Annotated in this window: 29 protein-coding genes; 21 read left to right on the top strand and 8 right to left on the bottom strand. The window is 59.8% G+C overall.

The features are described from left to right. Positions 1 to 13: 13 nt before the first annotated feature. Entirely contained in the window at positions 14 to 1,543 is a 1,530-nt protein-coding gene (locus tag WBQ96_RS18385; RefSeq protein WP_336552902.1) for an ABC-F family ATP-binding cassette domain-containing protein, read from the bottom strand. Positions 1,544 to 2,061: 518 nt separating this feature from the next. Between WBQ96_RS18385 and glyA the strand changes: the two genes are divergently transcribed. The 4 genes from glyA to WBQ96_RS18365 all read left to right on the top strand — a co-directional run bounded on the left by glyA (position 2,062) and on the right by WBQ96_RS18365 (position 5,864). Next, positions 2,062 to 3,375, top strand: coding sequence for a serine hydroxymethyltransferase (glyA, locus tag WBQ96_RS18380; RefSeq protein WP_336552903.1), 1,314 nt, complete (start codon positions 2,062 to 2,064; stop codon positions 3,373 to 3,375). A 276-nt stretch (positions 3,376 to 3,651) separates the two neighbouring features. Then, positions 3,652 to 4,122: a transcriptional regulator NrdR gene (nrdR, locus tag WBQ96_RS18375; protein ID WP_165120755.1), complete on the top strand. Its 471-nt coding sequence runs from the start codon at positions 3,652 to 3,654 to the stop codon at positions 4,120 to 4,122. Positions 4,123 to 4,125: 3 nt separating this feature from the next. Continuing rightward, positions 4,126 to 5,247, top strand: coding sequence for a bifunctional diaminohydroxyphosphoribosylaminopyrimidine deaminase/5-amino-6-(5-phosphoribosylamino)uracil reductase RibD (gene ribD, locus WBQ96_RS18370; RefSeq protein WP_336552904.1), 1,122 nt, complete (start codon positions 4,126 to 4,128; stop codon positions 5,245 to 5,247). Next, positions 5,247 to 5,864 (top strand): riboflavin synthase, encoded by a 618-nt coding sequence (locus WBQ96_RS18365; RefSeq protein ID WP_336552905.1) that lies wholly within the window; start codon positions 5,247 to 5,249, stop codon positions 5,862 to 5,864. The genes ribD and WBQ96_RS18365 overlap by 1 nt, the downstream gene beginning before the upstream one ends. Before the next feature lie 3 nt (positions 5,865 to 5,867). Here WBQ96_RS18365 and WBQ96_RS18360 read toward each other — a convergent pair whose 3' ends face one another. Beyond that, positions 5,868 to 6,263 carry a DoxX family protein gene (locus WBQ96_RS18360; RefSeq protein ID WP_336552906.1) on the bottom strand — a complete coding sequence of 132 codons (396 nt, stop codon included), beginning with the start codon at positions 6,261 to 6,263 and terminating at the stop codon, positions 5,868 to 5,870. Positions 6,264 to 6,506: 243 nt separating this feature from the next. Here WBQ96_RS18360 and ribH point away from each other — a divergent pair, with 243 nt between their 5' ends. The 4 genes from ribH to WBQ96_RS18340 all read left to right on the top strand — a co-directional run bounded on the left by ribH (position 6,507) and on the right by WBQ96_RS18340 (position 11,049). Beyond that, positions 6,507 to 6,962, top strand: coding sequence for a 6,7-dimethyl-8-ribityllumazine synthase (gene ribH, locus WBQ96_RS18355; protein ID WP_119818340.1), 456 nt, complete (start codon positions 6,507 to 6,509; stop codon positions 6,960 to 6,962). A gap of 4 nt (positions 6,963 to 6,966) precedes the next feature. Beyond that, complete coding sequence (gene nusB / locus WBQ96_RS18350; RefSeq protein ID WP_336552907.1) at positions 6,967 to 7,464, top strand: transcription antitermination factor NusB; 498 nt, start codon at positions 6,967 to 6,969, stop codon at positions 7,462 to 7,464. Continuing rightward, positions 7,464 to 8,687 (top strand): MFS transporter, encoded by a 1,224-nt coding sequence (locus WBQ96_RS18345; protein WP_336552908.1) that lies wholly within the window; start codon positions 7,464 to 7,466, stop codon positions 8,685 to 8,687. Before nusB ends, WBQ96_RS18345 begins: the two co-directional genes overlap by 1 nt. Positions 8,688 to 8,910: 223 nt before the next feature. Then, on the top strand, positions 8,911 to 11,049 hold the full coding sequence (locus WBQ96_RS18340; RefSeq protein ID WP_336552909.1) for a sodium-translocating pyrophosphatase: 2,139 nt from the start codon (positions 8,911 to 8,913) through the stop codon (positions 11,047 to 11,049). Between the two features lie 84 nt (positions 11,050 to 11,133). Here the strand turns inward: WBQ96_RS18340 and WBQ96_RS18335 are convergent, their stop codons facing one another. Beyond that, positions 11,134 to 11,643: an outer membrane protein assembly factor BamE gene (locus WBQ96_RS18335; protein WP_165120748.1), complete on the bottom strand. Its 510-nt coding sequence runs from the start codon at positions 11,641 to 11,643 to the stop codon at positions 11,134 to 11,136. A gap of 140 nt (positions 11,644 to 11,783) precedes the next feature. Between WBQ96_RS18335 and WBQ96_RS18330 the strand changes: the two genes are divergently transcribed. From WBQ96_RS18330 to WBQ96_RS18300, 7 genes are all read left to right on the top strand, one after another. Next, complete coding sequence (locus tag WBQ96_RS18330) at positions 11,784 to 12,323, top strand: ubiquinol-cytochrome C chaperone family protein (protein ID WP_336552910.1); 540 nt, start codon at positions 11,784 to 11,786, stop codon at positions 12,321 to 12,323. 23 nt (positions 12,324 to 12,346) lie between these two features. Then, complete coding sequence (locus WBQ96_RS18325; protein WP_336552911.1) at positions 12,347 to 12,904, top strand: YceD family protein; 558 nt, start codon at positions 12,347 to 12,349, stop codon at positions 12,902 to 12,904. A 108-nt stretch (positions 12,905 to 13,012) separates the two neighbouring features. After that, positions 13,013 to 14,071, top strand: coding sequence for a phosphate acyltransferase PlsX (gene plsX, locus WBQ96_RS18320; RefSeq protein ID WP_336552912.1), 1,059 nt, complete (start codon positions 13,013 to 13,015; stop codon positions 14,069 to 14,071). 14 nt (positions 14,072 to 14,085) lie between these two features. Beyond that, positions 14,086 to 15,057: a beta-ketoacyl-ACP synthase III gene (locus WBQ96_RS18315; protein WP_336552913.1), complete on the top strand. Its 972-nt coding sequence runs from the start codon at positions 14,086 to 14,088 to the stop codon at positions 15,055 to 15,057. 197 nt (positions 15,058 to 15,254) lie between these two features. Then, positions 15,255 to 15,578 (top strand): integration host factor subunit alpha, encoded by a 324-nt coding sequence (locus WBQ96_RS18310; protein ID WP_091917796.1) that lies wholly within the window; start codon positions 15,255 to 15,257, stop codon positions 15,576 to 15,578. Between the two features lie 247 nt (positions 15,579 to 15,825). Further along, complete coding sequence (locus tag WBQ96_RS18305; RefSeq protein WP_165120743.1) at positions 15,826 to 16,365, top strand: MerR family transcriptional regulator; 540 nt, start codon at positions 15,826 to 15,828, stop codon at positions 16,363 to 16,365. Positions 16,366 to 16,471: 106 nt separating this feature from the next. Continuing rightward, positions 16,472 to 17,206, top strand: a complete 735-nt coding sequence (locus tag WBQ96_RS18300; protein ID WP_336552914.1) for an MOSC domain-containing protein — start codon at positions 16,472 to 16,474, stop codon at positions 17,204 to 17,206. Positions 17,207 to 17,227: 21 nt separating this feature from the next. Here the strand turns inward: WBQ96_RS18300 and WBQ96_RS18295 are convergent, their stop codons facing one another. Beyond that, positions 17,228 to 17,491: a DUF2188 domain-containing protein gene (locus WBQ96_RS18295; RefSeq protein ID WP_165120741.1), complete on the bottom strand. Its 264-nt coding sequence runs from the start codon at positions 17,489 to 17,491 to the stop codon at positions 17,228 to 17,230. Between the two features lie 168 nt (positions 17,492 to 17,659). Next, positions 17,660 to 17,917 (bottom strand): GlsB/YeaQ/YmgE family stress response membrane protein, encoded by a 258-nt coding sequence (locus tag WBQ96_RS18290; RefSeq protein ID WP_165120740.1) that lies wholly within the window; start codon positions 17,915 to 17,917, stop codon positions 17,660 to 17,662. A gap of 144 nt (positions 17,918 to 18,061) precedes the next feature. Here WBQ96_RS18290 and WBQ96_RS18285 point away from each other — a divergent pair, with 144 nt between their 5' ends. Continuing rightward, complete coding sequence (locus tag WBQ96_RS18285) at positions 18,062 to 18,520, top strand: YidB family protein (RefSeq protein WP_165120739.1); 459 nt, start codon at positions 18,062 to 18,064, stop codon at positions 18,518 to 18,520. Positions 18,521 to 18,746: 226 nt separating this feature from the next. Here the strand turns inward: WBQ96_RS18285 and WBQ96_RS18280 are convergent, their stop codons facing one another. Further along, positions 18,747 to 19,913 (bottom strand): tyrosine-type recombinase/integrase, encoded by a 1,167-nt coding sequence (locus WBQ96_RS18280; protein WP_336552915.1) that lies wholly within the window; start codon positions 19,911 to 19,913, stop codon positions 18,747 to 18,749. Positions 19,914 to 20,535: 622 nt separating this feature from the next. Between WBQ96_RS18280 and WBQ96_RS18275 the strand changes: the two genes are divergently transcribed. Next, positions 20,536 to 20,679: a hypothetical protein gene (locus WBQ96_RS18275; protein ID WP_336552916.1), complete on the top strand. Its 144-nt coding sequence runs from the start codon at positions 20,536 to 20,538 to the stop codon at positions 20,677 to 20,679. A 331-nt stretch (positions 20,680 to 21,010) separates the two neighbouring features. On the opposite strand, the gene WBQ96_RS18270 is transcribed toward WBQ96_RS18275, so the two are convergent. Then, entirely contained in the window at positions 21,011 to 21,253 is a 243-nt protein-coding gene (locus WBQ96_RS18270; RefSeq protein ID WP_336552917.1) for a hypothetical protein, read from the bottom strand. A gap of 89 nt (positions 21,254 to 21,342) precedes the next feature. Here WBQ96_RS18270 and WBQ96_RS18265 point away from each other — a divergent pair, with 89 nt between their 5' ends. From WBQ96_RS18265 to WBQ96_RS18255, 3 genes are all read left to right on the top strand, one after another. After that, entirely contained in the window at positions 21,343 to 21,579 is a 237-nt protein-coding gene (locus WBQ96_RS18265) for a helix-turn-helix transcriptional regulator (RefSeq protein WP_336552946.1), read from the top strand. Between the two features lie 166 nt (positions 21,580 to 21,745). Then, a complete protein-coding gene (locus tag WBQ96_RS18260) occupies positions 21,746 to 22,087 on the top strand; it encodes a hypothetical protein (RefSeq protein WP_336552918.1) in 342 nt (113 codons plus the stop codon). Continuing rightward, positions 22,084 to 22,398: a hypothetical protein gene (locus WBQ96_RS18255; RefSeq protein ID WP_336552919.1), complete on the top strand. Its 315-nt coding sequence runs from the start codon at positions 22,084 to 22,086 to the stop codon at positions 22,396 to 22,398. Before WBQ96_RS18260 ends, WBQ96_RS18255 begins: the two co-directional genes overlap by 4 nt. Positions 22,399 to 22,761: 363 nt before the next feature. Here the strand turns inward: WBQ96_RS18255 and dgt are convergent, their stop codons facing one another. Next, entirely contained in the window at positions 22,762 to 24,222 is a 1,461-nt protein-coding gene (gene dgt, locus WBQ96_RS18250) for a dGTP triphosphohydrolase (RefSeq protein WP_336552920.1), read from the bottom strand. A gap of 554 nt (positions 24,223 to 24,776) precedes the next feature. Here dgt and WBQ96_RS18245 point away from each other — a divergent pair. Beyond that, positions 24,777 to 25,112, top strand: a complete 336-nt coding sequence (locus WBQ96_RS18245; protein WP_336552921.1) for a hypothetical protein — start codon at positions 24,777 to 24,779, stop codon at positions 25,110 to 25,112. Positions 25,113 to 25,119: the final 7 nt, after the last annotated feature.

Here is a 25,119-nt window from a genome sequence, read left to right as displayed (position 1 = left end):
GCCTCGCCTCCATTCAGCCGTCCGTTTCCACAACCGACGAGAAAAACTCTTCCGGGCTTTCGACCTCGACCAGCCGCCGCTTCTCGATCAGCCAGAAGCGATTGCCGACGGCCCTGACGAAGCTGCGGTCATGCGAGACCAGCAGGCAGCTTGCCTCATGCGCCATCAGCTCGGTTTCGAGCGCTTCCTGCCCATCGATATCGAGATGGTTGGTCGGCTCGTCGAGCAGATAGAAGTTGGGATTGGTCAGCCGCAGCACCAGCATCGCCAGCCGCGCCTTCTGTCCGCCCGAAAGCCGGCCGATGGCGCTGGCCTGCATTTCGACCGTCAGCCCAGCGCCCGCCAGCAAGGTGCGGGCGCGCTGGTCGCCGACCTCGAACCGGTGGCTGAGCGTGGCCAGCGGCGTATCGTCGTCCGCGAGGTCGGACAGACCCTGATCGCCATAGCCGAGCACCAGTGAAGGCGTTGCCTTGACCGTTTCCACAGATGCGGTCGGCTCCATTATCGCCTTCCTGATCAGGTTGACGAGGCGTGACTTGCCGGCGCCGTTGCGCCCGAGCAGGACGACACGGTCGCCCTGGCAGAGCCATTTCTTGCCGGTCTTGAACAGCAGCGTGCCATCCGGCGTCTCGACAGAGGCATCGTCGAGCGTAATCAGGATCTTTGCATGCGTGCCACGATTGGCGAGCTTGATTGCGCCCGACGATCGCTCCTGATAGCCGGGCCGCGCGGCATCCTCCATGCGCTCTGCCCGTTGCTTGAGCTGCTTGGTTTTGACGGTCAGCAGGTCGCTGCCGGAGTTGATGCCGATATTGTTGAGCTTGGCCGCCTGACGGCGCAGCTGCTGGGCCACCTTCATGTCCTTCTGGTATCGCCGCTCCTCGGAAGCATCGACCTCGTCCAATGCGGCGCGCGCTCGCGAATAAGGCAGCGAAAAGACCTGCGAGCGCTCGGCGCGCAGGAACAGCGTGCGATTGGTCGTGGCGTCGAGGAAGGCCCGGTCGTGGCTGCAAATGATCACCGGAACATCGCGTGGAAGTGCATTCAGCCAGTCTTCCAGCTGCCGGATACGGGCAAGGTCGAGATGGTTGGTCGGCTCGTCGAGAAGCAGCGCGTCGGGGTCAGTGACCCAGACGCGGGCGAGCATGGCAAGCCTCTGCCAACCGCCGCTGAGCTGGGCGAGGGGGCGTTCGCGCATCGCCTCCGGCACATCGAGCGAATCCAGCACGACATCGACGCGCCAGCTCTCCGAGTGGGCCTGTTCCGGGGACAAAACCTCCTGGACGGCATCGTAGAAGGGAACGTCGAGCAGCTTGGCGGGGATATCCTGCTCGACATGGCCGATGCGCAAGCCGCGCGAGCGGGTGATGTCGCCGGTCGTCGGTTCGACGTTGCCGGCTATGCATCGCAGAAGCGTGGATTTGCCTCTGCCATTGGCAGCGACGATGCCAAGGCGGTCGCCGGCCTCGATGGAAAGATTGAGATTGGAAAAGAGCGGAGCGCCAAGCGTGACGGCGAGATTGCGCAGATTGATCAAAGCCATTGTCGTTCTCTGGTCTGTCCGAGCGACTGTTCGGCATCCGAAGGCATCTTTGTGCCGTGAAAGCGGATTCTGAAAGTTCAGGCTCGGTGAAATTCCGATACGCAGGCGCTAAGCTGAAAGCTCAGAACTGCGTCACCACGAAGGGCAGACCGGGAGAGATGCTTTGTCGGCGATCGTTCTGGTCAGCCCTGCAAACGCATTTGCAGGGCGTTGACGGGGCCACGCTGACGATGATGACGAAAGAACGTATTCACGCAGCCCTCCTTTCCTGATCTTGACGAGCAACGATCCAGAAATAACCGTGCCGAAGGCAATATGCAACCAGCGTGGAGGCGGGCAGGGCGCTCTTTTCAGGTGCGCCGCGCCGTTCTGCCGCAAAGCGACCACCAAATTTCGCGCGGCGAACGTGGCGAGGCTCATGCAAGTGTGCTAATGGCGCGCCGCATGGAACATGATCTCCTTCCCTAAGGGATGATGTCCGCGCAACAGAGCACCGCCCCAGCTAAGGATTACCTGACATGGCAAGAGACTCGGCCGCCTCGCAACATTTCGAATCCTTCTTCGGCACGACGCTCGCCGATGCCGATCCGGAGATTTTCGGCTCCATCCGCAACGAGCTTGGCCGCCAGCGCCACGAGATCGAGCTGATCGCCTCGGAAAACATCGTCAGCCGTGCCGTTCTGGAAGCGCAGGGCTCGATCATGACCAACAAATATGCCGAAGGCTATCCGGGCAAGCGCTACTATGGCGGATGCCAGTTCGTCGATGTCGCCGAGACGCTCGCCATCGAGCGCGCCAAAAAACTGTTCGGCTGCAACTTCGCCAACGTCCAGCCGAACTCCGGCAGCCAGATGAACCAGGCGGTGTTCCTAGCACTGCTGCAGCCGGGCGACACCTTCATGGGCCTCGACCTCAATTCGGGCGGGCATCTGACCCACGGCTCGCCGGTCAACATGTCGGGAAAATGGTTCAAGGTCGTGTCCTACGGCGTGCGCCAGGACGACCACCTGCTCGACATGGACGAAGTCGCCCGCCTTGCCCGCGAGAACAAGCCGAAGCTGATCCTCGCCGGCGGCACCGCCTATTCCCGCATCTGGGACTGGAAGCGTTTCCGCGAGATCGCCGATGAAGTCGGTGCTTATCTGATGGTCGACATGGCCCACATTGCCGGCCTCGTCGCCGGTGGCCAGCACCCGTCGCCGCTGCCGCATGCCCATGTCGTAACCACGACCACGCACAAGTCGCTGCGCGGTCCGCGCGGCGGCATGATCCTGACCAATGACGAGGAAATCGCCAAGAAGATGAACTCGGCGGTGTTCCCCGGCCTGCAGGGCGGCCCGCTGATGCATGTGATTGCCGCCAAGGCAGTCGCCTTCGGCGAGGCGTTGAAGCCGGAATTCCAGACCTATGCCGCCAACATCGTCGCCAACGCCAAGGCGCTGGCCGACAGCCTGAAGGGCACCGGCCTCGACATCGTTTCGGGCGGCACCGACAACCATCTGATGCTGGTTGACCTCCGCCCCAAGAACGCCACCGGCAAGCGCGCCGAGGCGGCCCTTGGCCGCGCCAACATCACCTGCAACAAGAACGGCATTCCCTTCGATCCGGAAAAGCCCTTCGTCACCTCAGGCGTGCGCCTCGGCACGCCTGCCGGCACGACGCGCGGCTTCGGCGAGGCTGAATTCCGCGAGATCGGCAATCTCATTGCCGAAGTGCTCGACGGGCTGAAGGTCGCGAATTCGGATGAAGGCAATGCGGCCGTCGAGGCTGCCGTGAAGAAGAAGGTGGTCGAACTGACTGACCGCTTCCCGCTTTATCCCTATCTGGGGTGAACTTTCGTCGTTGGCGCTGCCCCTCACCCTTACCCTCTCCCCGTAAGAACGGGGAGAGGGAGGCGTCGGCGTTGGAGCTTCCTCCTTCTCCCCGTCACAATACGGGGAGAAGGTCGCGGTAGCGGGATGAGGGGCAGCGCCGACGCGCAAATGATCGCCCGGCGCACCTGCTGCATCCGCCTTTTCAAACACAATGTCTCCGAAAAGCGGTTTCCACTTTTCGCAATCATGCTCTAAGCCTTTCGCGAGAGGAATCGCGAAGGACGAAGCCGAGACATGCGCTGCCCCTACTGCCAGTCGGAAGACACCCAGGTCAAAGATTCCCGCCCCGCCGAAGATGGCGCGGCGATCAGGCGGCGGCGCGTCTGCCCCGATTGCGGCGGGCGCTTCACTACCTTCGAGCGCGTGCAGCTTCGCGATCTCATCGTGGTGAAGAAGTCGGGCCGCAAGGTGCCGTTCAGTCGAGACAAGCTGCTGCGCTCGATGGAAACCGCCGTGCGCAAGCGCAATGTCGATCCAGAACGCATCGACCGCGCCGTCACCGGCATCGTGCGCCAGCTCGAAAGCTCAGGCGAGACCGAAGTGACGACCGGCGAGATCGGACGTCTGGTCATGGAAGCGCTGAAAGCGCTCGACGATGTCGCCTATGTCCGCTTCGCCTCGGTCTACCGCAATTTCCGCGAGGCCAAGGACTTCCATGACGTTCTCGGCGAGCTCAAGGGCGAGGACGAAGAGGAACCGGGTTGAGCCATGTCCACCCGGTATGAAGAACAGCAGGCGACCGACCGCCGCTTCATGGCGGCCGCCCTTCGCATGTCGCGAAAACACGCCGGCCTGACGGCGACAAACCCTGCTGTCGGCACGCTCCTCGTTCGCGACGACGGCAACGGCCCGGTCATCGTCGGGCGCGGTGTCACCGCAATCGGTGGCAGACCGCACGCCGAAGCCGAAGCGCTGGCCGAGGCCGGTGAAAAGGCGCGTGGCGCGACCGCCTATGTGACGCTCGAACCCTGTGCCCATCACGGCCGCACGCCGCCTTGCGCCAATGCGCTGGTTTCGGCCGGGGTGGCCCGCGTGGTGGGTGCCGCGAGTGACCCCGACCCGCGCGTTTCGGGCAAGGGCTATGCGATTCTGCGCGAAGCGGGCATCGAGGTGGTCGAGCGGGTGATGGCCGACGAAGCCGCAGATCAGCTCGCCGGCTATCTGGTCAGATCTCTGAAAAAACGTCCGCAAGTGACTCTGAAACTTGCACTTTCCGCCGACGGCATGATCGGTCGACCGGGTGAGGGGCAGATCGCCATCACCGGCGCGATCTCGCGCCGGCAGGTGCATCTGATGCGCGCCGAGGCCGATGCGATTGTGGTCGGCATTAACACGGCGCTCGCCGACGACCCGGAACTGACGGTTCGTCTGCCGGGCCTGGAAGCCCGCTCGCCGGTGCGCATCGTGCTTGATCGATTGGCGCGGCTCGATCCGGCGTCGAAGCTGGCGCGGACGGCGGAAGAGGTTCCCGTATTCGTGGCCGTGGGACCGGAAGCGGATGCTGCGCGCAAAGCCGAACTCGAAGCGTTTGGCGTAAAATCGCTCGCAACCGACACCTATGACGGCCGCATCGCGCTGCCGGAATTGCTGGAAGATCTCGCAGCACTTGGCATGATGAATGTCATGGTCGAGGGCGGGGCGGAGACTGCGCGCAATTTCCTGGTCGACGACATGGTCGATCGTATCGTGATCTTTCGTGGCCCAGTCGAACTGGGCGCGGGCGGCATTGCAGCCCCCGTCGACGAGAACCATATGCCGGCAGGGTTTCGCCTGACGCGTCAGGCGCGCTTCGGCGACGATAGCTATGCCGAATGGACAAGGAATTTCTGATGTTTACCGGAATTGTCACCGATGTTGGTTCAGTCGCCTCCATCTCGCCGCTCCGCGAAGGCGTCAGGCTGCGCATCGACACGGCCTATGATCCGCAGACCATCGAAATCGGCGCCTCCATCTCTTGCGGCGGCGTCTGCCTGACCGTCGTCACTTTGCCGGAATCAGGCGCGAACCGCCGCTGGTTCGAGGTCGAGGCCTGGGAAGAAGCGCTGCGCCTGACCACGGCCGCCGGCTGGAACGCCGGCACGCGCATCAACCTGGAGCGCGCCTTGAAGATTGGCGATGAACTCGGCGGTCACATCGTTTCCGGCCATGTCGATGGCACGGCGGAGATCGTCGCGCGGCAGGACGAGGGCGATGCCGTCCGCTTCACACTCGAAGCGCCGCGCGAGCTGGCGAAATTCATCGCGCCGAAAGGCTCGGTCGCGCTCGACGGTACCTCGCTTACCGTCAACAAGGTCGAGCGCACGCGCTTCGACGTGCTGCTGATCCATCATTCGCTGACCGTCACCACCTGGGGCGAGCGAAAAGTCGGCGACCGCGTCAATCTCGAGATCGACACCATGGCGCGCTATGCCGCCCGGCTTGCACAGGCGGCGGAAGAAGGGCTTTGAGGTTCAGATCAAGCTTTTCCTGATCGCCAGCTTTTCGCCCGGTCCATGAACCGCGGCGAACAGCAGGCCGGCGATGAAGGTGAAGTGATCGATGAAGAATCCGAATTCAGCCTGATTGCCTTCCCAGTGCGATGGGCCGTGAAAGGCGAAAGCCAGGAATAGGACGTAAGCCGCCGCAAGAAGTGCTGCTTCCGAGAAGAACGCGCCTGTAAGAAATGCAAGAGCGAGTGCGACCTCGAAGAAGGCGGCCACCCACGCAAGAAATAGCGGAAATGGAAAACCTGCCGCGGCGATGTAGCCGGCTGTCGCTTCCATGCCGAGAAACTTGAAGCTCGCGGCCATGACGAAAACGCCGCCGAAAATCAGCCTTGCGATGAGAATTGCAACGGTCTTGCTCATTGATTGGTCCTCCACGGTGTCGTTTGGCCCACATAGGACGAATGGAAAACGCTGTTTCCGACATCCATGATGACGGAATTTGTTTCTCATTTCATAAGCCACCCGGATCTCGCGGTTTCAGAGCCTGCCCTTCATCGCAGGCAAAGGCAGCGCGGATGGAGTGTCTCGAACGGTCATCCGGCAATCTTCCGCTTGCGAACTTACCGGCTTCGGCCTAAGTCACCGGCGATCCCGGAGACGTTCATGGCCAGTTCCACAAAACCGCATTTGCTCATAATCGAGGCCCGTTTTTACGACGACCTCGCCGACGCGCTTCTCGAAGGCGCCAAGGCTGCACTCGACGATGCGGGTGCGACTTATGACGTCGTGACGGTCCCCGGCGCGCTGGAAGTGCCTGCCGTAATCTCCTTTGCGCTGGATGGCGCGGAAGAAGGCGGCACGGAATATGATGGCTATGTCGCCCTTGGCACCGTCATTCGCGGCGAGACCTATCATTTCGACATCGTCGCCAACGAATCGAGCCGGGCGCTGATGGACCTCGCGGTCAAGGAATCGCTTGCGATCGGTAACGGCATCCTGACGGTCGAAAACGACGATCAGGCCTGGGCGCGCGCCAAGCGCCATGAGGGCGACAAGGGCGGCTTCGCAGCGCGCGCCGCACTCACCATGATCGCCCTGCGCGAACGCCTCGGAGCCTGAAAAAGTGACTGAGCCAGCCGACAACGGTCAGCCCCCGATCCGCCAGGCCAACAAGCGTGGCGCTGCCCGCCTTGCCGCCGTGCAGGCGCTATACCAGATGGATGTGGCGGGTGCCGGCCTGCTCGAAATCACTGCCGAATACGAGGCGTTCAGGCTCGGCAAGGAGGTCGACGGCGCGCTCTACCGCGAGGCAGACGCGCAGTGGTTCCGTGCCATTCTTGCCGGGGTCGTCGAGAATCAGAAGACGGTCGATCCGGTTATTCGCCAGGCTTTGACCGAGGACTGGCCGCTGTCGCGTCTCGATTCGACGCTGCGCGCCATCCTGCGTTCCGGCGTCTACGAGTTGATGCAGCGTCCTGACGTGCCGGTGGCCGTCATCGTTTCGGAATATGTCGACATCGCCAAGGCGTTCTATGTCGAAGACGAGCCGAAGCTGGTGAATGCCGTGCTCGACCGGGTATCGCGCCGCGTGCGCGGCGAAGGACGCGGCAAAGACGCCTGATGAGCGACGCCGCGCAAAGCAACGCACGGCGAACGGCGATCATCCTGGCGGCCTCGCAGGCGATTGTCGGCTCGGCCGCTCCCATCTGCATTTCGCTCGGCGCGCTTGCCGGCCATTATCTGCTCGGCGCCGACAAGTCGCTCGCCACAGCCCCGGTGACAGGCTTCAATCTCGGTGTCGCGCTCGGCTCGCTGCCGGCTGCAGCCATCCTGAGATGGCTCGGCCAGCGCAATGGCTTCATGGCCGGGACTCTGGCAACGGCGCTGGGCGGGCTGGTTGCCACAATGGCGCTCTTTCAATCCAACTTTTGGTTGTTTGCGATCGGGCTGATGATCGTCGGTGTCGGTGGGGCCTTCGTCCAGCAGTTCCGTTTCGCGGCCGCCGACAATGCGCCGCGCGAATTCAAGGCGCGCGCCATTTCCTTCGTGTTGGCCGGCGGGGTGATCACCGCAATCCTCGGGCCGCAGATCGTCATCTTCACCCGCGAACTGTTTGCGCCGGTGATGTTTGCCGGCTCCTTCGCGGCAATTCTCGTGCTTTCGGCGGTCGGCGCGATTGTTCTGTCGTTCCTGCGCACCAACCCGGATACGCACAAGAAAACGGTCGATCACGGACATGCTCGCCCGCTCAGCGAGATCGTCTCGCAGCCGCGCTTCATCGTGGCGCTGCTTTGCGGTGTGGGCTCCTATACGCTGATGACCTTCGTCATGACCGGTGCGCCGCTTGCCATGGTCGGCTGCGGTTTTTCGCCGGATGAGGCCACGCTGGGCATTTCCTGGCATGTAATGGCGATGTTTGCGCCGAGCTTCTTCACCGGCAGGCTGATCCACCGTTTCGGTACGAATACGATCGTGGCTGTGGGCTTCGTCCTGTTGATCGGCTGCGCGCTGGTCGCGCTATCCGGCATCCAGCTCTGGCAGTTCTGGACGGCGCTTATCCTGCTCGGCCTCGGCTGGAACTTTGCCTTCATCGGCGCCACCGCGCTTGTGTCGGAAACCTATCACCCGTCCGAAAAGGGCAGGGCGCAGGGCTTTCACGATTTCGTCCTGTTCGGCAGCGTCGCCTTCGCCTCGCTGATGTCCGGCAAGGTCTACAACGCCTATGGCTGGGACATGCTGAACTGGGTGGTGTTCCCGGTGACGGCGATTTGCCTCGTGGCGCTGGTATGGCTGTTCGTAGCGCGCAGGCACGTGCCCGACACGTCGGCGGTGCGGCGGCCCTAAGGGCGTCGATTCTCCCTGACTGTCGTGAGGCCTTGGGGCCGACGGTCGCGTGGCCTAATCAAAAACGGCAAAAATCCGGCAAAAACTCAACACTGACTTGACGTTGGCCGATCCGTTTCAGACAAATAGTCGCAGACCGGATTCCGGCTATTGGCCAACCGGTCTTCATCGCAGCGCCCGGGGAGGGGTTCTACCGGGCTCACAATCAGGGAAGATCGGCATAATGACCATGCTTTACGTCGTCATTGCCTGCGGCCTGCTTTCTGTCCTTTACGCCATCTGGGCGACACAGTCGGTTCTTGCAGCCGACCAGGGCAATGCACGCATGCAGGAAATATCAGCCGCCATCCGGGAGGGGGCACAGGCTTATCTTGCGCGTCAGTATACGACCATCGCCATCGTCGGCGTGGTGGTCCTCCTTCTGGCCTGGTGGCTTTTATCGGCGACCGCAGCAATCGGTTTCCTCATCGGCGCAGTGCTTTCGGGCCTTGCCGGCTTCATCGGCATGCACGTGTCGGTGCGGGCCAATGTGCGCACGGCGCAGGCGGCCTCCAACAGCCTTGCCGCCGGCCTCGACATCGCCTTCAAGTCGGGCGCCATCACCGGCATGCTGGTGGCGGGCCTCGCGCTGCTCGGCGTGTCGGTTTATTACTGGGTACTCATCGGCCCGATGGGTCTGGCGCCGGATGACCGCACGGTCATCGACGCGCTCGTCTCGCTCGGCTTCGGCGCATCGCTGATCTCGATCTTCGCGCGTCTCGGCGGCGGCATCTTCACAAAGGGCGCAGATGTCGGCGGCGATCTCGTCGGCAAGGTCGAAGCCGGTATCCCGGAAGACGACCCACGCAACCCGGCGACCATTGCAGACAACGTCGGCGACAATGTCGGCGACTGCGCCGGCATGGCAGCCGACCTGTTCGAGACCTATGCGGTGACTGTCGTCGCCACCATGGTTCTGGCGGCTATCTTCTTCGGCGGCACTGCCGTTCTCGGCAGTGTCATGCTGTATCCGCTGGCAATCTGCGGCGCCTGCATCATCACCTCGATCATCGGCACCTTCTTCGTCAAGCTCGGCTCCAACGGCTCGATCATGGGCGCGCTTTACAAAGGGCTGATCGTCACCGGCCTGCTCTCCATCATCGGCCTGGGTGCTGCAACGTCGCTCACCGTCGGCTGGGGCGAGATTGGAACCGGCGGCGGCGTCACCGTCACCGGGCAGAACCTGTTCGTCTGCGGCCTTGTCGGCCTTCTGGTGACCGGCCTCATCGTCGTCATCACCGAATACTACACCGGCACCAACAAGCGCCCGGTCAATTCCATCGCCCAGGCGTCGGTGACCGGCCACGGCACCAACGTCATCCAGGGCCTGGCGGTTTCGCTTGAATCGACCGCACTTCCGGCTATCGTCATCGTCGGCGGCATCATTTCGACCTACCAGCTCGGCGGCCTGTTCGGCACGGCGATCGCGGTAACCACGATGCTCGGCCTTGCCGGCATGATCGTTGCACTCGACGCCTTCGGCCCGGTCACCGACAATGCCGGTGGCATCGCTGAAATGGCCGGCCTGCCCAAGGAGGTTCGTCACTCCACCGACGCGCTCGACGCGGTCGGCAACACCACCAAGGCCGTCACCAAGGGCTATGCCATCGGTTCTGCCGGCCTCGGTGCGCTGGTGCTGTTTGCGGCCTATTCGAACGACCTGAAGTTCTTTGCCGCCAATGGCGACAAATACCCTTACTTCCAGGGCATGGGCGAAGTATCCTTCGACCTCTCCAACCCTTACGTCGTCGCCGGCCTCATCTTCGGCGGCCTGATTCCCTATCTCTTCGGCGGCATCGCCATGACGGCGGTCGGCCGTGCGGCGGGAGCAATCGTGGAAGAGGTTCGCCGTCAGTTCCGCGAGGATCCGGGCATCATGAAAGGCACTTCCAAGCCCGATTATGCCCGCGCCGTCGATCTTCTGACCAAGGCGGCGATCAAGGAGATGATCATCCCGTCCCTGCTGCCGGTGCTGGCGCCGCTCGTCGTCTATTTCGGCGTGCTGCTCATCTCCGGATCGAAGGCCTCGGCGTTCGCCGCACTCGGCGCTTCGCTGCTCGGCGTCATCGTCAACGGCCTGTTCGTCGCCATCTCGATGACCTCGGGCGGTGGCGCATGGGACAATGCCAAGAAGTCGTTCGAAGACGGTTTCACCGACAAGGATGGCGTCAAGCATCTCAAGGGTTCCGAAGCGCACAAGGCTTCGGTTACGGGCGACACGGTCGGCGATCCCTACAAGGATACCGCGGGTCCGGCCGTCAACCCGGCGATCAAGATCACCAACATCGTTGCGCTGCTGCTGCTGGCAGTGCTGGCGCACTGAACCGGCCTAACGGCCAGTTCGAATCGAAAAAACCCGCGGGAGCGATCCCGCGGGTTTTTGATCGGGTAATGGAAGTGGCAGTGCTTACTGCGTCGTTCCGATCGGCAGGGTCGGCTTGCCGCCGGCACCGGAGATGAGCTGGCCGATGAAGTTCTGGTCTTTGCCGCCGGTCGGCGTGGTGCGCGCGATGAAGTCGAAGACCTTGCCGTCCTGCTTGCCGTAGTTGGCGATTTGCGTGACGCGGCCGTCAGGGCCGAAATAGACGGCCAGAACGCGCTGGTCGACCAGCGTCGGGTTCAGGAAGGCGACCGAGCGCCGGCGCGTCTGCGAAATGTAGTAGAACACCTCGTTGTCGAAGGTCGCGGTGGTCGACGGGCTGCCGAGCGCGAGGATAACCTGTTCACGGCTGGAGCCGACCGGCACGAGATCGATCTGCTGCTGGTCGATGACATAGCCCTGCGTCAGGGTCTCGCCCGGCGTCAGGCCGCCCAGAACCTTTGATGAGTTGCAGCCGGAAAGCCCCACCGCGGCAAGCATGCAAGCCGCTCCGACGGCGGCAGGCGAATAAATGGTCTTGAAATTCAGCGAGCCCAACAACAACTCCTTCAAATCGATCTTGGCAATATGTCTTGCCGCCCCCACCTTGCACGGAGCCGCAAAACCGGTAAACCAGCTTGCGCGCCGATGCAACAACGCCACCCCGCGAAACGGTTCCCCGAGGAGACCCGCCCGTCATGTTCAAACGCCTTTTCGGCCGCGAACGCAGCAATCGTACGATAACGGACGCGCTCTACGCCGAAATCGTGGCGGCGGCGCGGCAACCGGTATTTTATTCTGATTGGGATGCACCCGACACGCCGCTTGGCCGTTTCGAGATGCTTTCCCTGCACATGTTCCTGTTTCAGCAGCGCCTGCATGGCGAGGCCGGAGCGGCACGCGAGGTCGCGCAGATCCTGACCGACGATTTCTTTGCCGAAGTCGAACACTCCCTGCGTGATCTCGGAATAGGCGACATGGGCGTGCCGAAGCGGATGAAGAAGCTCGGCCGCATGTTTTATGGGCGCACCGCCGCTTATGCCGACGCGCTTGAACGCGGCGACAGGGAAGCGCTTACCGCAGCACTGGCCCGAAACATCAGGCCCGACAGCGAGGCCTGGCCGCAGGCAGACGCCCTTGCGGCCTATGTGATAGAGGCGGACAATATGCTGCGCGAGCAGGGATCGGAAACGATCCTTTCGGGGGCGATCCGCTTTCCGGTCGCGGGTGCCGCCTGATGAAACAGGGAAAGGAGACCGTCATGAAACATGAAATGCCAGTAAGCCCGGTTTCCTTCGTGGCCACCGTCGCACGGCTGCCCCAGAAGGGCCTGCCGGTAGTGATCGAGGCGGATGAGAAGCAGCGTGCGGCTCTTGCCGAAGAGCACGGGCTGGAAACGGTCGAACGCTACCGCGCCGAGTTGCTGATCACCGCCTGGAAGCGCAACGGCATCAAGGTTTCGGGAACCGTCGAGGCCGATATCGTGCAGGCTTGCGTGGTCACGCTGGAGCCGATCGAGACGCATGTCAGTGAAGAGGTTTCCGGGCTTTTCCTGCCGGAAGACTCGAAACTCGCACGGCACGGTTTCGGCGAGGGCGGTGAGATCATGCTTGATGCGGATGGTCCTGACAGCCCGGAACTCTTTTCCGGCGAGACCATAGATGTCGGCGCGCTCGCCGAAGAATTTTTTGGCCTTGCGATCGATCCGTATCCGCGCAAGAAGGGCGCTGAATTACGCCAGCCAAGCCATAACTTAGCCGAAGAGCCGGTCGAGAACGAATTGCAACGAAAGCTCCGCGCGCTGACACAAAAACGCTGAATGGCGGGCGTTTCGCACGAAATGTCGGTTGTGCGGCGGCTTAAAACCGCTATTTTCGCGAAGCCTTAACCAAGGCCCGCCGTTCGACAAACGTGAGATGAATACCGCGTGATCAGAATTTCCATCGACGCCATGGGCGGCGACCACGGGCCGGGAGTCCTTATTCCCGCACTTCTGACGGTCGCCCAGCGCCGTACCGACGTGCGCTTCCTGGTCTATGGGCGTGAGGATGCCGTACGTCCCGAACTCAATAAATATCCGAAGCTGGCGGCCATTACCGAATTCTTCCACTGCGACATCGCGGTGAGGATGGATGACAAGCCGAGCCAGGCGCTGCGCCATGGCCGCTGGAAATCGTCCATGTGGAAGGCGATCGAGGCCGTCAAGAACGGTGAGGCGGAAGCCTGCATTTCGGCCGGCAACACCGGCGCGCTGATGGCCATGTCGAAATTCTGCCTGCGCACCATGGCAACCATCGACCGCCCGGCGATCGCCGCCATCTGGCCGACGGCACGCGGCGAAAGCGTGGTTCTGGACGTAGGCGCGACAATCGGCGCGGACGCCCACCAACTGGTCGATTTCGCCATTCTCGGCACCGGCATGGCGCGTGCGTTGTTTGGTATGGAGCGCCCGACCGTCGGCCTGCTCAATGTAGGCGTCGAGGAGATCAAGGGCCAGGAAGAGGTCAAGGAAGCCGGACGCCTGCTGCGTGAAGCCGGCAAGATGGCGATGGATTATCATGGCTTCGTCGAGGGCGACGATATCGGCAAGGGCACCGTCGATGTGGTCGTCACCGAAGGCTTTGCCGGCAACATCGCGCTGAAGACGGCCGAAGGCACGGCGCGCCAGATCGGCGGCTACCTGCGCGCCGCGATGAGCAGGACGCTGATGGCCAAGATCGGCTACCTCTTCGCCAAGGGTGCGTTCGACACGCTGCGCGAGAAGATGGATGTGCGCCGCGCCAATGGCGGCGTCTTCCTCGGCCTCAACGGCATTGTGGTAAAAAGTCACGGCGGCGCCGATGCGGAAGGTTTCGCAGCGGCAATCGAACTCGGCTATGACATGGTCAGGAACGGGCTTCTCGACCGTATAGAGGCCGATCTCGATCTTTTCCACGCCCGCCACCCGCAGGCCACGAGATCGTCGGAACTCGCGGACGAGAATTAGGAACAGGATATTCTATGATCAGATCGACTGTGCGTGGCATCGGGTCTGCGCTGCCGCGCCGCATCATGAAAAATGCCGACTTCGAAGGCATGGTCGAGACCTCCGACGAGTGGATCGCCCAGCGCACCGGCATTCGCCAGCGCCACATTGCGGCGGACGACGAGACGACGGCATCGCTGGGCGAGGCAGCCGCGCGCGCAGCCCTCGACAATGCCGGCCTGACGCCGGCCGATATCGACCTGATCGTGCTCGCCACCTCGACGCCCAACAACACCTTCCCGGCGACCGCCGTCGAAATCCAGAACCGCCTCGGCATGCATCATGGCTTCGCCTTCGACATGCAGGCGGTGTGCTCCGGGTTCGTCTACGCGATCACGACGGCTGACCTCTATATTCGCGGCGGGCTCGCCAAGCGCGTTCTCGTCATCGGCGCCGAAACGTTTTCGCGCATTCTCGACTGGAACGACCGTTCGACCTGCGTGCTTTTCGGCGACGGCGCCGGCGCGCTGGTGATTGAGGCGGCGGAAGGCGAGGGCACGATCGCCGATCGCGGCATCCTGGCGGCGAGCCTCCGTTCGGACGGCGCCCACAAGGACAAGCTCTATGTCGACGGCGGCCCATCGACCACCGGAACGGTCGGCATGCTGCGCATGGAAGGCCGCGAAGTGTTCAAACATGCTGTCGGCATGATAACTGACGTGATCGAGGCGACTTATTCTGAAGCCGGCATCACCTCCGACGATCTCGACTGGTTCGTGCCGCATCAGGCCAACAAGCGCATCATCGACGCATCCGCCAAGAAACTCGGCATTGCCGAGGAAAAGGTCGTCGTGACGGTCAATCTGCACGGCAATACGTCCGCAGCGTCCGTTCCGCTGGCGCTTTCGGTGGCAGTTGCCGACGGACGCATCAAAAAAGGCGACCTCGTGCTGCTCGAGGCCATGGGCGGCGGTTTCACCTGGGGCGCGGTGCTTTTGCGCTGGTAGCAGGGGTTTACGGCTGCAATCAGCGGTCGATTTGCCGGGGAATCTTAGACCGGCTCGCATTGCCGCGACGCAGCATGAATCAGATTCGTCTGTTTCGGAAAAGTCAAAGCATTCAGGGCCTTGACCTAGACGGGTCAATTTTCTAACGTCTCGGCGTTAGTAACGAAATCTGTTGTTTGAGGATGGTTGACGGTCGCATGGGGGGAAAAACGCTTACGCGCGCCGATCTAGCCGAAGCCGTCTATCGCAAGGTAGGGCTTTCCCGAACCGAATCCGCCGAACTTGTCGAAGCCGTTCTTGACGAAATCTGCGAAGCGATCGTGCGTGGCGAGACGGTAAAGCTGTCGTCCTTCGCGACATTCCATGTTCGCGACAAAAATGAGCGCATCGGCCGCAATCCCAAGACAGGCGAGGAAGTACCGATCCTGCCGCGCCGCGTCATGACCTTCAAGGCGTCCAACGTCCTGAAAAGCCGCATCCTGCGCACCCATCAGAACAGCAAGGACAAGGCCGCAAAGTAATTTTGCCGGCGCCTTTAGCCTTGTCTCTGTGATCGATCATCCTGATTACGGTTGACAAACCTCGGTCTGATTCAGGCCGGGCTTGAATGTTAGCGCGCAAAGCGCTGAAATAGTGTACGAATCGGTTTCCGGGCGTGATCCTGAGTGGCGGGACCGAAGTCGGAAAGGATTGCGCTCGAACTGTTGGAAAGAGCCGCGTTGCGAAATCCTCGCGACGGACAGGCGTTCCGAGCGAGAGTTGCGCCCCATGGACAAGAGCCCCGACGCCTTCCGTACCATCAGCGAGGTCGCTGAAGACCTCGATCTCCCCCAGCATGTCCTGCGTTTCTGGGAAACGCGCTTCAACCAGATCAAGCCGATGAAGCGTGGCGGCGGCCGCCGCTACTACCGCCCTCAGGATGTCGAACTGATCAAGGGCATCCGCCACATGCTCTACGATCAGGGATACACCATCAAGGGCGTGCAGAAGCTGCTGCGCGAGAACGGCAACCAGTTTTTGGTCGCCATCGGCAATGGCGACGTTGCCGCGGTCGAGGCCATTTCCCAGCGCAAGCAGGCCGAGGCAGCACCCATGACCGCCGGCGCTCAACCACGTACCGACGACGAGATGCTGGTCGGCGAGCCCAAGGCCAAGCCGAACCGTCGTTTCTTCGGACTAGGCAAGGCTGACGACGAAGGCCCGGTGCAGCCCGACAGCGGAAAACTGTCCCGTGACAACCGCGCGCTGCTCCAGGAGGCGCTGTTTGATCTCCTCGAATGCAAGCGGCTGCTCGACCAGGTGCGTTGAATTCGCCATAGCTCGCCTGCGGTGGCACAACGGAAATCTGCCTGCTGTGACGGCGTTTTTTCCGTCGTCGGCTTTCGCTCGGCGATGAAACCGCTACGCTGCGGCCATGACAAAAGTCGGCAAGATCATCGAGTTATGGCGATATCCGGTCAGTTCACTGCGTGGTGAGCGGCTGGAGGAAGTGGCTCTGGATGCGCATGGGATTGCCGGAGATCGGCACTGGGGCCTCTTCGATGTCGAAGCCGGTAAGGTAGCTGCTCCGGAAAAGGAAAAACGCTGGCGCGTCGCGCCGGAAATGCAGTCGCGTCTGGTGGACGACACTGTCGAGGTGCTGGCCGGCGACGGCGTATGGCGGGCCGTCGGCTCGCCGGAAGCGGCGTCGGCGGCAACGGACGTTCTCGGATTTCCGGTGGAATTCCGGCGCTACGAAGACCCATTCCCGAAAGGCGAGACTGCTGCATCTGCGCCGCGATACGATCGCGCCCACCTGCATGTGCTGACGACCGCTTCGCTGGCAAGATTGGCGTCGCTGGCGCCTGCCGACGTTCAGGTGGATGTCCGGCGGTTTCGCGCCAATATGGTGATCGAGACCGAGCCCGAACTCGAAGGCTTCATCGAGAAGGAGTGGCTGAACCGCAGCCTTGCTATCGGTTCAGCCAGGGCAATCGTTGTCGAACCTTGCGAGCGTTGCAGTTTCGTCGCGCTGGCGCAGGGTGGCTTGCCCTTCGCGCCGCCGGTGCTCCACACCATCGCCCGTCATGGCGGTGGCGGCTTCGGCATACAGGTCAACGTGACGACACCCGGCGCCCTGCGCGTCGGAGATGAAGTCGTTCTCGCCTGATCGTTCCGGTTGGGGATGGCGCTAGCCGCGGTCTTCTTTCCTGCCGCTGTCGGTGACGTCGGCTTCGGGGCGGTCGCTGCCTTGTGCTATCTCCTCGTGCCATCTGCCGTCGGCGTCCTGATAGGAAATGCCTTCGGTCTTGCCGGCCAGCTGCTGCTCGGAGGCCGCTGCCTTGGCCGCGTTCAAAGCCTCATCGTGGGATCGAAAGGTTTCCGAAAACACGTCGCCGAGTTTGTAGGCCCAGCCGCCGTCATGCTCCACGATCTGATAAGTCACTTTTGTCATCGTCATGCTCCTGTCTGAGCGGATGAACGAATGCGGCTGTCTGTTGTTCCCGACCGAACACGCGGGCTGCGGATAAACAAAACATATCCGCGCCGAGACACGCGGCAAACCCCCGATATTGGCACTGCACGCCCGCTTCACTGTGAAGCGAGCGCTTTTGATCGTCGGCTAGACGCTGCTGCGTCCGGCCAGCGTATGATAGAGCCAAAGCACAACGACAGCGCCGATAACCGAGACGATGAGGCTGTAGATGTTGAGCCCCGTCACGCCGGCGGCGCCAAAGAAGTTGAAGATAACACCGCCCACAACCGCGCCGACAATGCCGAGGACGATGTCCATCAGCATGCCTTGTCCGCTTTTGTTGACGATTTTGCTGCCCAGGAAGCCCGCAATGAGGCCGAGAATGATCCAAGCGATGACCGACATACAGAATTCTCCTCCAACGTCAGACGACCGAGAGTTCCACAGGAACGAAATAAACACAACTGCTCGGTTGTGGGCTTGAAAAGCCGCCGCACAGTGCCACTATTGTAGGTGCGGGGGCGACAATCCTGGCACATGGAGGCCAATATGGGACTTTTCGACGACGCCGTACCTGGCGGCAATATCGCTAAACCCTTGGTTATTGCGCTCGGCGCGCTCTTGGTCGGCAAGATGCTGAGCGGCAAAAGCAGCCAGCCAGCAGCACCGCAGGCTCCGCAGGAGCCGGAGCCTGCAGACACCACTGCAGAAGCTGATGGCGGTCTTCTCGGCGGCCTTGGCGGGCTGCTCGACAAGCTGAAGGAGGCCGGCCACGGCACCGCTGCCGATTCCTGGGTCGGAACCGGCGAGAACAAGCCGATTGCGGCAAACGATCTCGGCAAGGCGCTCGGCGCGCAGACGATCAAGATGATTGCCGAGAGAACCGGCATCAGCGAACAGGAGCTGCTCAAACAACTGTCGACGGCGCTGCCGGGCCTCGTCGACAAGCTGACGCCTGGCGGGCAGGTTCCAAGCCAGGAACAGGTCGCTTCGGCCTGGCGGAAATAGGCCGAAGAGCTTTTCACCGGCAAATTGAATGCTTGATCCTGCTTCGGCATCCCCGGAGCAGGATTCTTTGTCTCTGTCGCCCGGCGAATATGTCGCCGAGGATTTTGCTGATGATTTACTGGGGAAATTTCAAGGGAAGATTGGTCGGAGTGGCCGGATTCGAACCGACGACCCCTTGACCCCCAGGAAAATGGGCATAATGCGATTTAGCTAAATAGGTCAAATGCTAAGCGCCTTTCCGTTTGGTGTTTCGGGAGTTTTTTCGGGACTTGGTGCTTTTCTTTTGCAACGCCTCCAAGTCAGCTGCCACTTCCTCGTCAAGCACATGGGCGTAGCGGCTCGTGGTTTTGATGTCAGCGTGTGACAACGCCTTTTGAACTTTTTTCAGATTGCCCGTGGCGCGCAGGAGCTTCGTCGCGAGATCGTGTCGGAAATCGTGGAATCTGAAGTCTGTGACACCGGCCGTCTTGCGTATACGTTTCCATTGAGATTTTAGACCGCTGTAGGTCACCGGGTAGCGCTGCCCGCGAATGCGCGCATCTCCGTCACCTTTGTACCCCGCGTCCGCCTTCCGCGCTCGCTTGGCCTCATACGTGAATACCCACTCCGGATGATGCCTGCGCAACGGCAGCAGCATAGCCCGCACGGTCGAAGTGATCGCGGTTTTGACGGTGCGCCCGCCTTTGCCTACGGTGACTATCCATCCAGTTTCCCAATCTACCTCGGTCCACCGGAGCAAGCATTCATCGAGCCGCAGTCCGGTCGCCCGCGCAAACTCGAATATGGGAGTGTAATCGTTCCGGGTCGCCAATCGCAGCGCTGCGCTCTCCCCACCATGCAATTCACGAACTCGCTCGTTGGGTTCGGCAAGGAAATGGTCACGCCAATTCGGTTCGACGGGAAACGTGTGTCGCCAAGTGCGCTTTGCTCGAGTGAATATCTTCTTCAGCACAAGCGTGGTCGAACGATTGACCGTGGCTGCTGAAACGAGGCGCATGGGCTTGCCATCCTTCGTCTCTGCGCGTCCCCATGCCGTTTGCGATCGGCGCCATTGAACCAACCTAGCCACCTCGTCGTCGTTGATATCAACGAGGAGCTTGGTAGGCCCGAAATAGTCAACCAGCCGCCCTAGGTCGGTCCAGGTGGTTTCGGCATTCGCGTGGTGTTCGCCCACTTCGCGCCAATAGCGAGCCGTCGCGTTATCGATGGTAAGCGGCCCACCGCCTGCCGCCTTGGCAGCCCTGACGGCTGTTTTCGCCTTTTCTCGATGGTCCCGCTCTACGACACGCGCGTCTCGCTCGTTCTTGCAGCCCGTAGTGCCGTAAAACCGCTGGCGGCCGACTTGGAAATCAAATTGATAGAATGGGCTGTTTTTGGGTTTATAGACGGACAATCACGTGTCCTCCTTCTGGCGATGAACTCCTCAATGTCGCGCGGCACGAAACCCAAACGTGGCCGTTTTGTACCGCATCCAATGGGGACATATGCAAGGTCACCATTGCGTACGTGGATCAGCAAGGTCTTTGTGGTGATGCCGAGCGCCGCCGCGGTTTGCTTGGCGGTCCAAAGCAGCACGGCAGGCGTATTATCATTATCTGCGGTGCGCATTCGGGTTCCTCCTCGGTGCGCATGAAAAGCGCCACCGCCCAAGAGGCGATGACGCTGTAGTCGTTCGGCGGGACCCGGATAGAAGATTATATGGTTTTGACCCGATTTTCTCCAGTCGGAGCGAAAAAGCCTCCGCCATCTCCATCATTGACTGTGTCGTCGAAATCCAACAACCTTCCGTTGCGGTGAACCGTCTGGCAACCGTAGGCCGGTGTGACGAAGAATAAACCCTCGTTGTGCCGGCCGTCGTCACCGACCCAGGCCAAGCACCAGGATTGACATCAGCACCTGTAACCCGCTTTGCGCCGGACGGAACCGATCGCGCGATGCGAGTTCTGCAAGACGAGCGGATTGCGGGGAGGCGAGCGCCGTTCCACGTCTATTATCGCACAAGGCGTGGTCGACTGATGGTCGACGCTGCTTATCGCCGCTCGGAAGAAGGCGCCATCGCCTCCATTCAAAAATCCGTCAAAAACGCAACTATCGTTGGTGTCGTGCGGACCATCCCGGGTATTGGGGGCCTGAAGGTCCCAGATAACCTGCCGGATTAATCAAAGCCCGCTCCTTGCAGGCAAAGGTGGACGCGGCAGCAATTGCCTGAGAACCCCGCCCGGCAAGCCGAACGGTCGCCACCGCGCCCGCGCGGGCAATAGGGCATGTAACATCACAATGACAATGACGAATTGTTTGCGTTGGAAACGCCTCTATAGATGTTGACCATCTGGTCAAAATCCGGAACTATGCTGGCGCGCGGCAGCCTGGGGGCAGCCGCAAGGCTGACGCTCTGGAGACTTGGGGGTCGAAAGCGCGTCAGCCATCTGCCCTAAGTCTGGGAACGCAAAAACCCCTCGCTAGGCTAGGCTTTCTGGCGGTGTAGGACTGTCAGGCGGCATCTTCCATTAACTGGTCGATGAACGGCGCCAGAACCGCAGCGCTAATGCTCTCCGATGATGTCGGCAGCAGCGCAAGGATACGCTCCCGAACAACGAAGATCGCATCAGTTAAACGGTTCATAGCCTCATCCGGCATGGGGGCCATGGACTTCGTCAGGTTTTCTAGCTCGGTGTGAGTGGTGATAAGGTGTTCGATGTTGCTTGGCTTGTTGTTAACCGTAATCGCGCTCATCAGATGCTCCTCGTTGCGTTAATGTTCAATATTGGGCATAGTGCACAACATTGACAACTAAGTCAACACAGTGCGCAACGTTGGGCTTCATGACAATTACATCATCGCAGTGCAGGGCCGCCCGAGCGCTTGTAGAAATGGATCAAGCAGTGTTGGCGAAGGCAGCCAACGTGTCGAGAAACACGATCGTTGACTTTGAGAAGGGGCGCCGAACGCCTGGCGCCAACAATCTTGCAGCCATCCGCGCTGCCCTGGAGGCGGCCGGCGTCTCCTTCTTAGCAGACGGTGAGGCGACATCAGGTGGCCCCGGCGTGCGCCTTCGTTAGAGTAATGCGAAGGCATATGCCCGAAAGCATGCTTCGCGTACGAAAACATGCAAATTAGCATTTAAAATCAATATTTTGGGATGTTGATTTTGAGTTGCAATCTGTCGCGCACAGGGCGTAATTGTGCCGCATAGGCATATTCTGGGACGCTTAGAGCACAAGGACCATGACCCTCGGCAAAATCTACACCTTGACAGAAGTTGCCGAGCACCTGCGGATCACCAATCGCGCCCTGGCGAAGACCGCCAAGCGCCACGGCTTATGCATGATCAATGGCCGCGAGATGCTTTTTTCCGAGGAGGATGTAGAGGGCATCAAACAGGCCATGAGGGCGACCCCGACCGAGCCTCCCCGACACAAGGTCACGCCTTCGCTGTCCGATTATCAGCTACACAAAAGCCTCGTAAATCTGACTCGCAAGAAGGGATCGAAGTTGCGAAAAATCGCGCTTGAGCAATCGCAACGACCATCGGCAAGGAAGCATCTCAAGGAAGAGTTCGGCGAATGACGAACGAGCCTAAAACCATCACCAATGCCGCATTGGATAAGCTGCCGCTGTTTGCCACGGATAATCAGGTTGCTGTTGCGATCGTCGGTAAGGAGCGAGCAAAACACTGGATAGTGGCAATTTTGCCTGTGCTTGAGCGAAAGGGTTTTCCAGGCAAGGATCCGGCGCACGGCGGAAGGCCGGTTCCGCTGGTCCGAAAATTCTATGATGCCTATTTCGGCATAACCGCAGGAATCTCGATGGCCAAGCCAGATGGGGAGGAAAGAGAATGGGTACCGAAGAGAGCGCGGAAGGCCGCGCCAGCCGACTAACCACCCCCTGACATAGGCGAGGCATGCGGCTGTTCATAGTCCGCCGGCCTGTCATTGAGGATGTTCATCGTCCGCCGCATTTGGCGGTGCAGGTCATCGATCGCGTCCCAATAGACGGCGAAGGGTGTCATCGACAATTGCGCGTTGTTTAGCGCCAGGCGAAGAGGGCCGATTTGCAGGTCAATTTTCTAGAGGTGATAGGAAATCTTATCGCGGTGCTTGCGGCGGGGCATTCTCTCCTTGTCCTGAACTAGAACAAAAATAGGAACAAATGCCTTTGGCAATCAAGGTCGATTGGAAGCCGGCTCCAAAGCCAGTTCACTTACGTCTAGAAAACGGCCACCGGATTTGAGTTCAGCTTTGCTAAAGTGGCTTATGCATTGTCATACCGTTTGCACCAAACAAACGACTATAAAATTCAACTGCATATCGATCAGTCATCCCAGCAATAAAATCGCATATTGTTCTACACCTATTCAATTCGTCGCCATTCTTATAAACGTCCCGAAAATCTTTTGGCAGCAACCTGTCCCCACCCTTTTCATTTATGGCTCCGTATATCTTTTGTATTATGTCTTTCCCTCTGTATTCAACAACTTGTAGCGCCGGTGCTCTTATGACCGCCTCGTAGGTGATATTTTTCAGAACTTCCACAGTTACAAATGTTTTCAGGTCCAATCGCACATTGTGCAACTGAGGATAAGTCAAATTCGGCTGGACTTCGAGACCTTGTATGAATGCCTGCACAAGATTCGACGTAAAAGCCGTTCTAGAGTAACCATCGTCTGCGTACAGTCTTGATCTTTGCTGTGCTTCAACCGAAAAATACATTTTCTTATATTCGTTTGAGGCTTTCCGATTCTTCAATATCTGGATTTGCTCCGTCCCAAACGTGAATAGATCGGAAAAGACGTCATGCAATATCTCGTGAACGTCTTTCGCACTAATGCGTGTTGAAACATCTGGATATTGCTTACCCAAGCGCTTGTTAATAGTGCTGACTACTTTATCGTATATTGCGGAATCCAGAGAAAACAAATCGAGAGGGCTTAGAAAGCCACTTTTAAATACATCTTCAAGATCGTAGGTTGAATATGCAATATCATCAGCAATATCCATTATTGAACATTCAACGGTCTTAAATTTACCGGAGAAGCTCTTTTCTAATACTTTTTCTTTAATTTCCTCTACCAATTTTTGATCGGCTTCGTAGTAACCTTTTACCACTTCATTTTGTTTGTCCAAGGGTCTGTCGGCCGACCGAATTGGTATTATTGAGTCATACTTCAATATGGAAGCTAGGGATCGATAAGTAAGGTTTAGTCCGCACCTTTGATCCTTCTCATCGATGAAGGGACGCAGATCTTGGGGGGCTGTTAGCGTTACCTTTTTCTCAAGGCGTGACAGAATGCGCAAAGTTTGGGCGTTGCCTTCGAATCCGCCACTATGTTCACGCATGCACTCATCAAGCGCTTCCTCGCCGTTATGGCCGAAAGGCGGATGCCCAAGATCGTGTGCCAAGCCTGCGAATTCCACGAGATCCGGAGCTAGCTTTTGAGCTGGGTCCGCAAATAGCTCATGTGTGGCGTTCAGCCTTATCGCAATAGACTTTGCGATCTGGGCAACCTCTAGCGAATGCGTCAGCCTATTTCTGAAGAAATCACCTTCGTGGCCTGGGAAGACTTGAGTCTTCCCCTGCAGCCTGCGAAAGCCAGAGCTATGTATGAGACGAGCATAGTCTCGGCGCCATTCGTCTCGATACTCTTCCGAATTTGGGGTATTAAGTACGCGTCCGCAATCGGACTCAGAATACAACGGACGCATAACCCCCCAAGCGCGCTATTTTAGTTTATCGATGAACCTACCGTTAGCGGACGAACGTTCTTTCAGCAATGTCCAACTTCCACTTGGGCTTTCTACAGCCGTCTGTAGCGTGCGAAGTTCTCGAACCACGGTCTTGTAAACGGGATTCTTGTCGGTAGCAGCCGCAGTTGCGGCTTTTCTTCCGGACACCACAGTCATGGACTTTGCCATTACCATATCTCCCCTTAATGCCACGAAATGCTACTGCATTGGGTTTTGCAAAGACAGCGCATTCGTCAAAGGCACAGTTTCATATCGCACGATTGCGAATTGGTTAAGCCTTGTATCCTCTCGCGAGGGTCAGAATCAACGGACTTAGCTCGTACAGGTTCCGACATATGCCAAAGCAAATCAACGCTTCGTCGTCGCAATGATCATGTTGGCACGATTATCGTGTTTCATTGATTTAACGCGCGCTTTATTCTTCCTCAAGCGCTGCATCCAGGCGCAACGCGCCTACCCTCGACTTCCTCTCCGCCCCATGCCAACATTCCTGGGGGATGGGGAAAAATCAAATGAAGCGAATTATCGTTGCTGCTGCCGCGTGCATGCTTGCTGCAGGGTGCGCCAAGGCGCCAAGTTCGATCGCTGCCGCAAACGTGTCGGTGACTGGCTATCAAGCTTGGTCATGCGACCAGTTGGCCAATGAAAATGCCAAGATCAGTACATCGCTCGATTCACTTTCCGCAACACAATCGCAGGCGGCAACCGGTGATGCGTTCGGCGTATTCCTTGTTGGCCTGCCCGTCGCAAGCATGACGGGTGGCGACCGCGAGGGAGAAATCGCCAGGATCAAGGGCGAAAAGGCCGCGATTTACCAGGTGCAAACCTCTAAAAAGTGCATTGGATAGGCCACCC

The organism is Mesorhizobium sp. CCNWLY176, from assembly GCF_037153935.1.
GTDB lineage: Bacteria > Pseudomonadota > Alphaproteobacteria > Rhizobiales > Rhizobiaceae > Mesorhizobium_M > Mesorhizobium_M zhangyense.
Note: the sequence above shows the minus strand (reverse complement) of the source record. Positions and strands in the feature narration are given on the sequence as shown.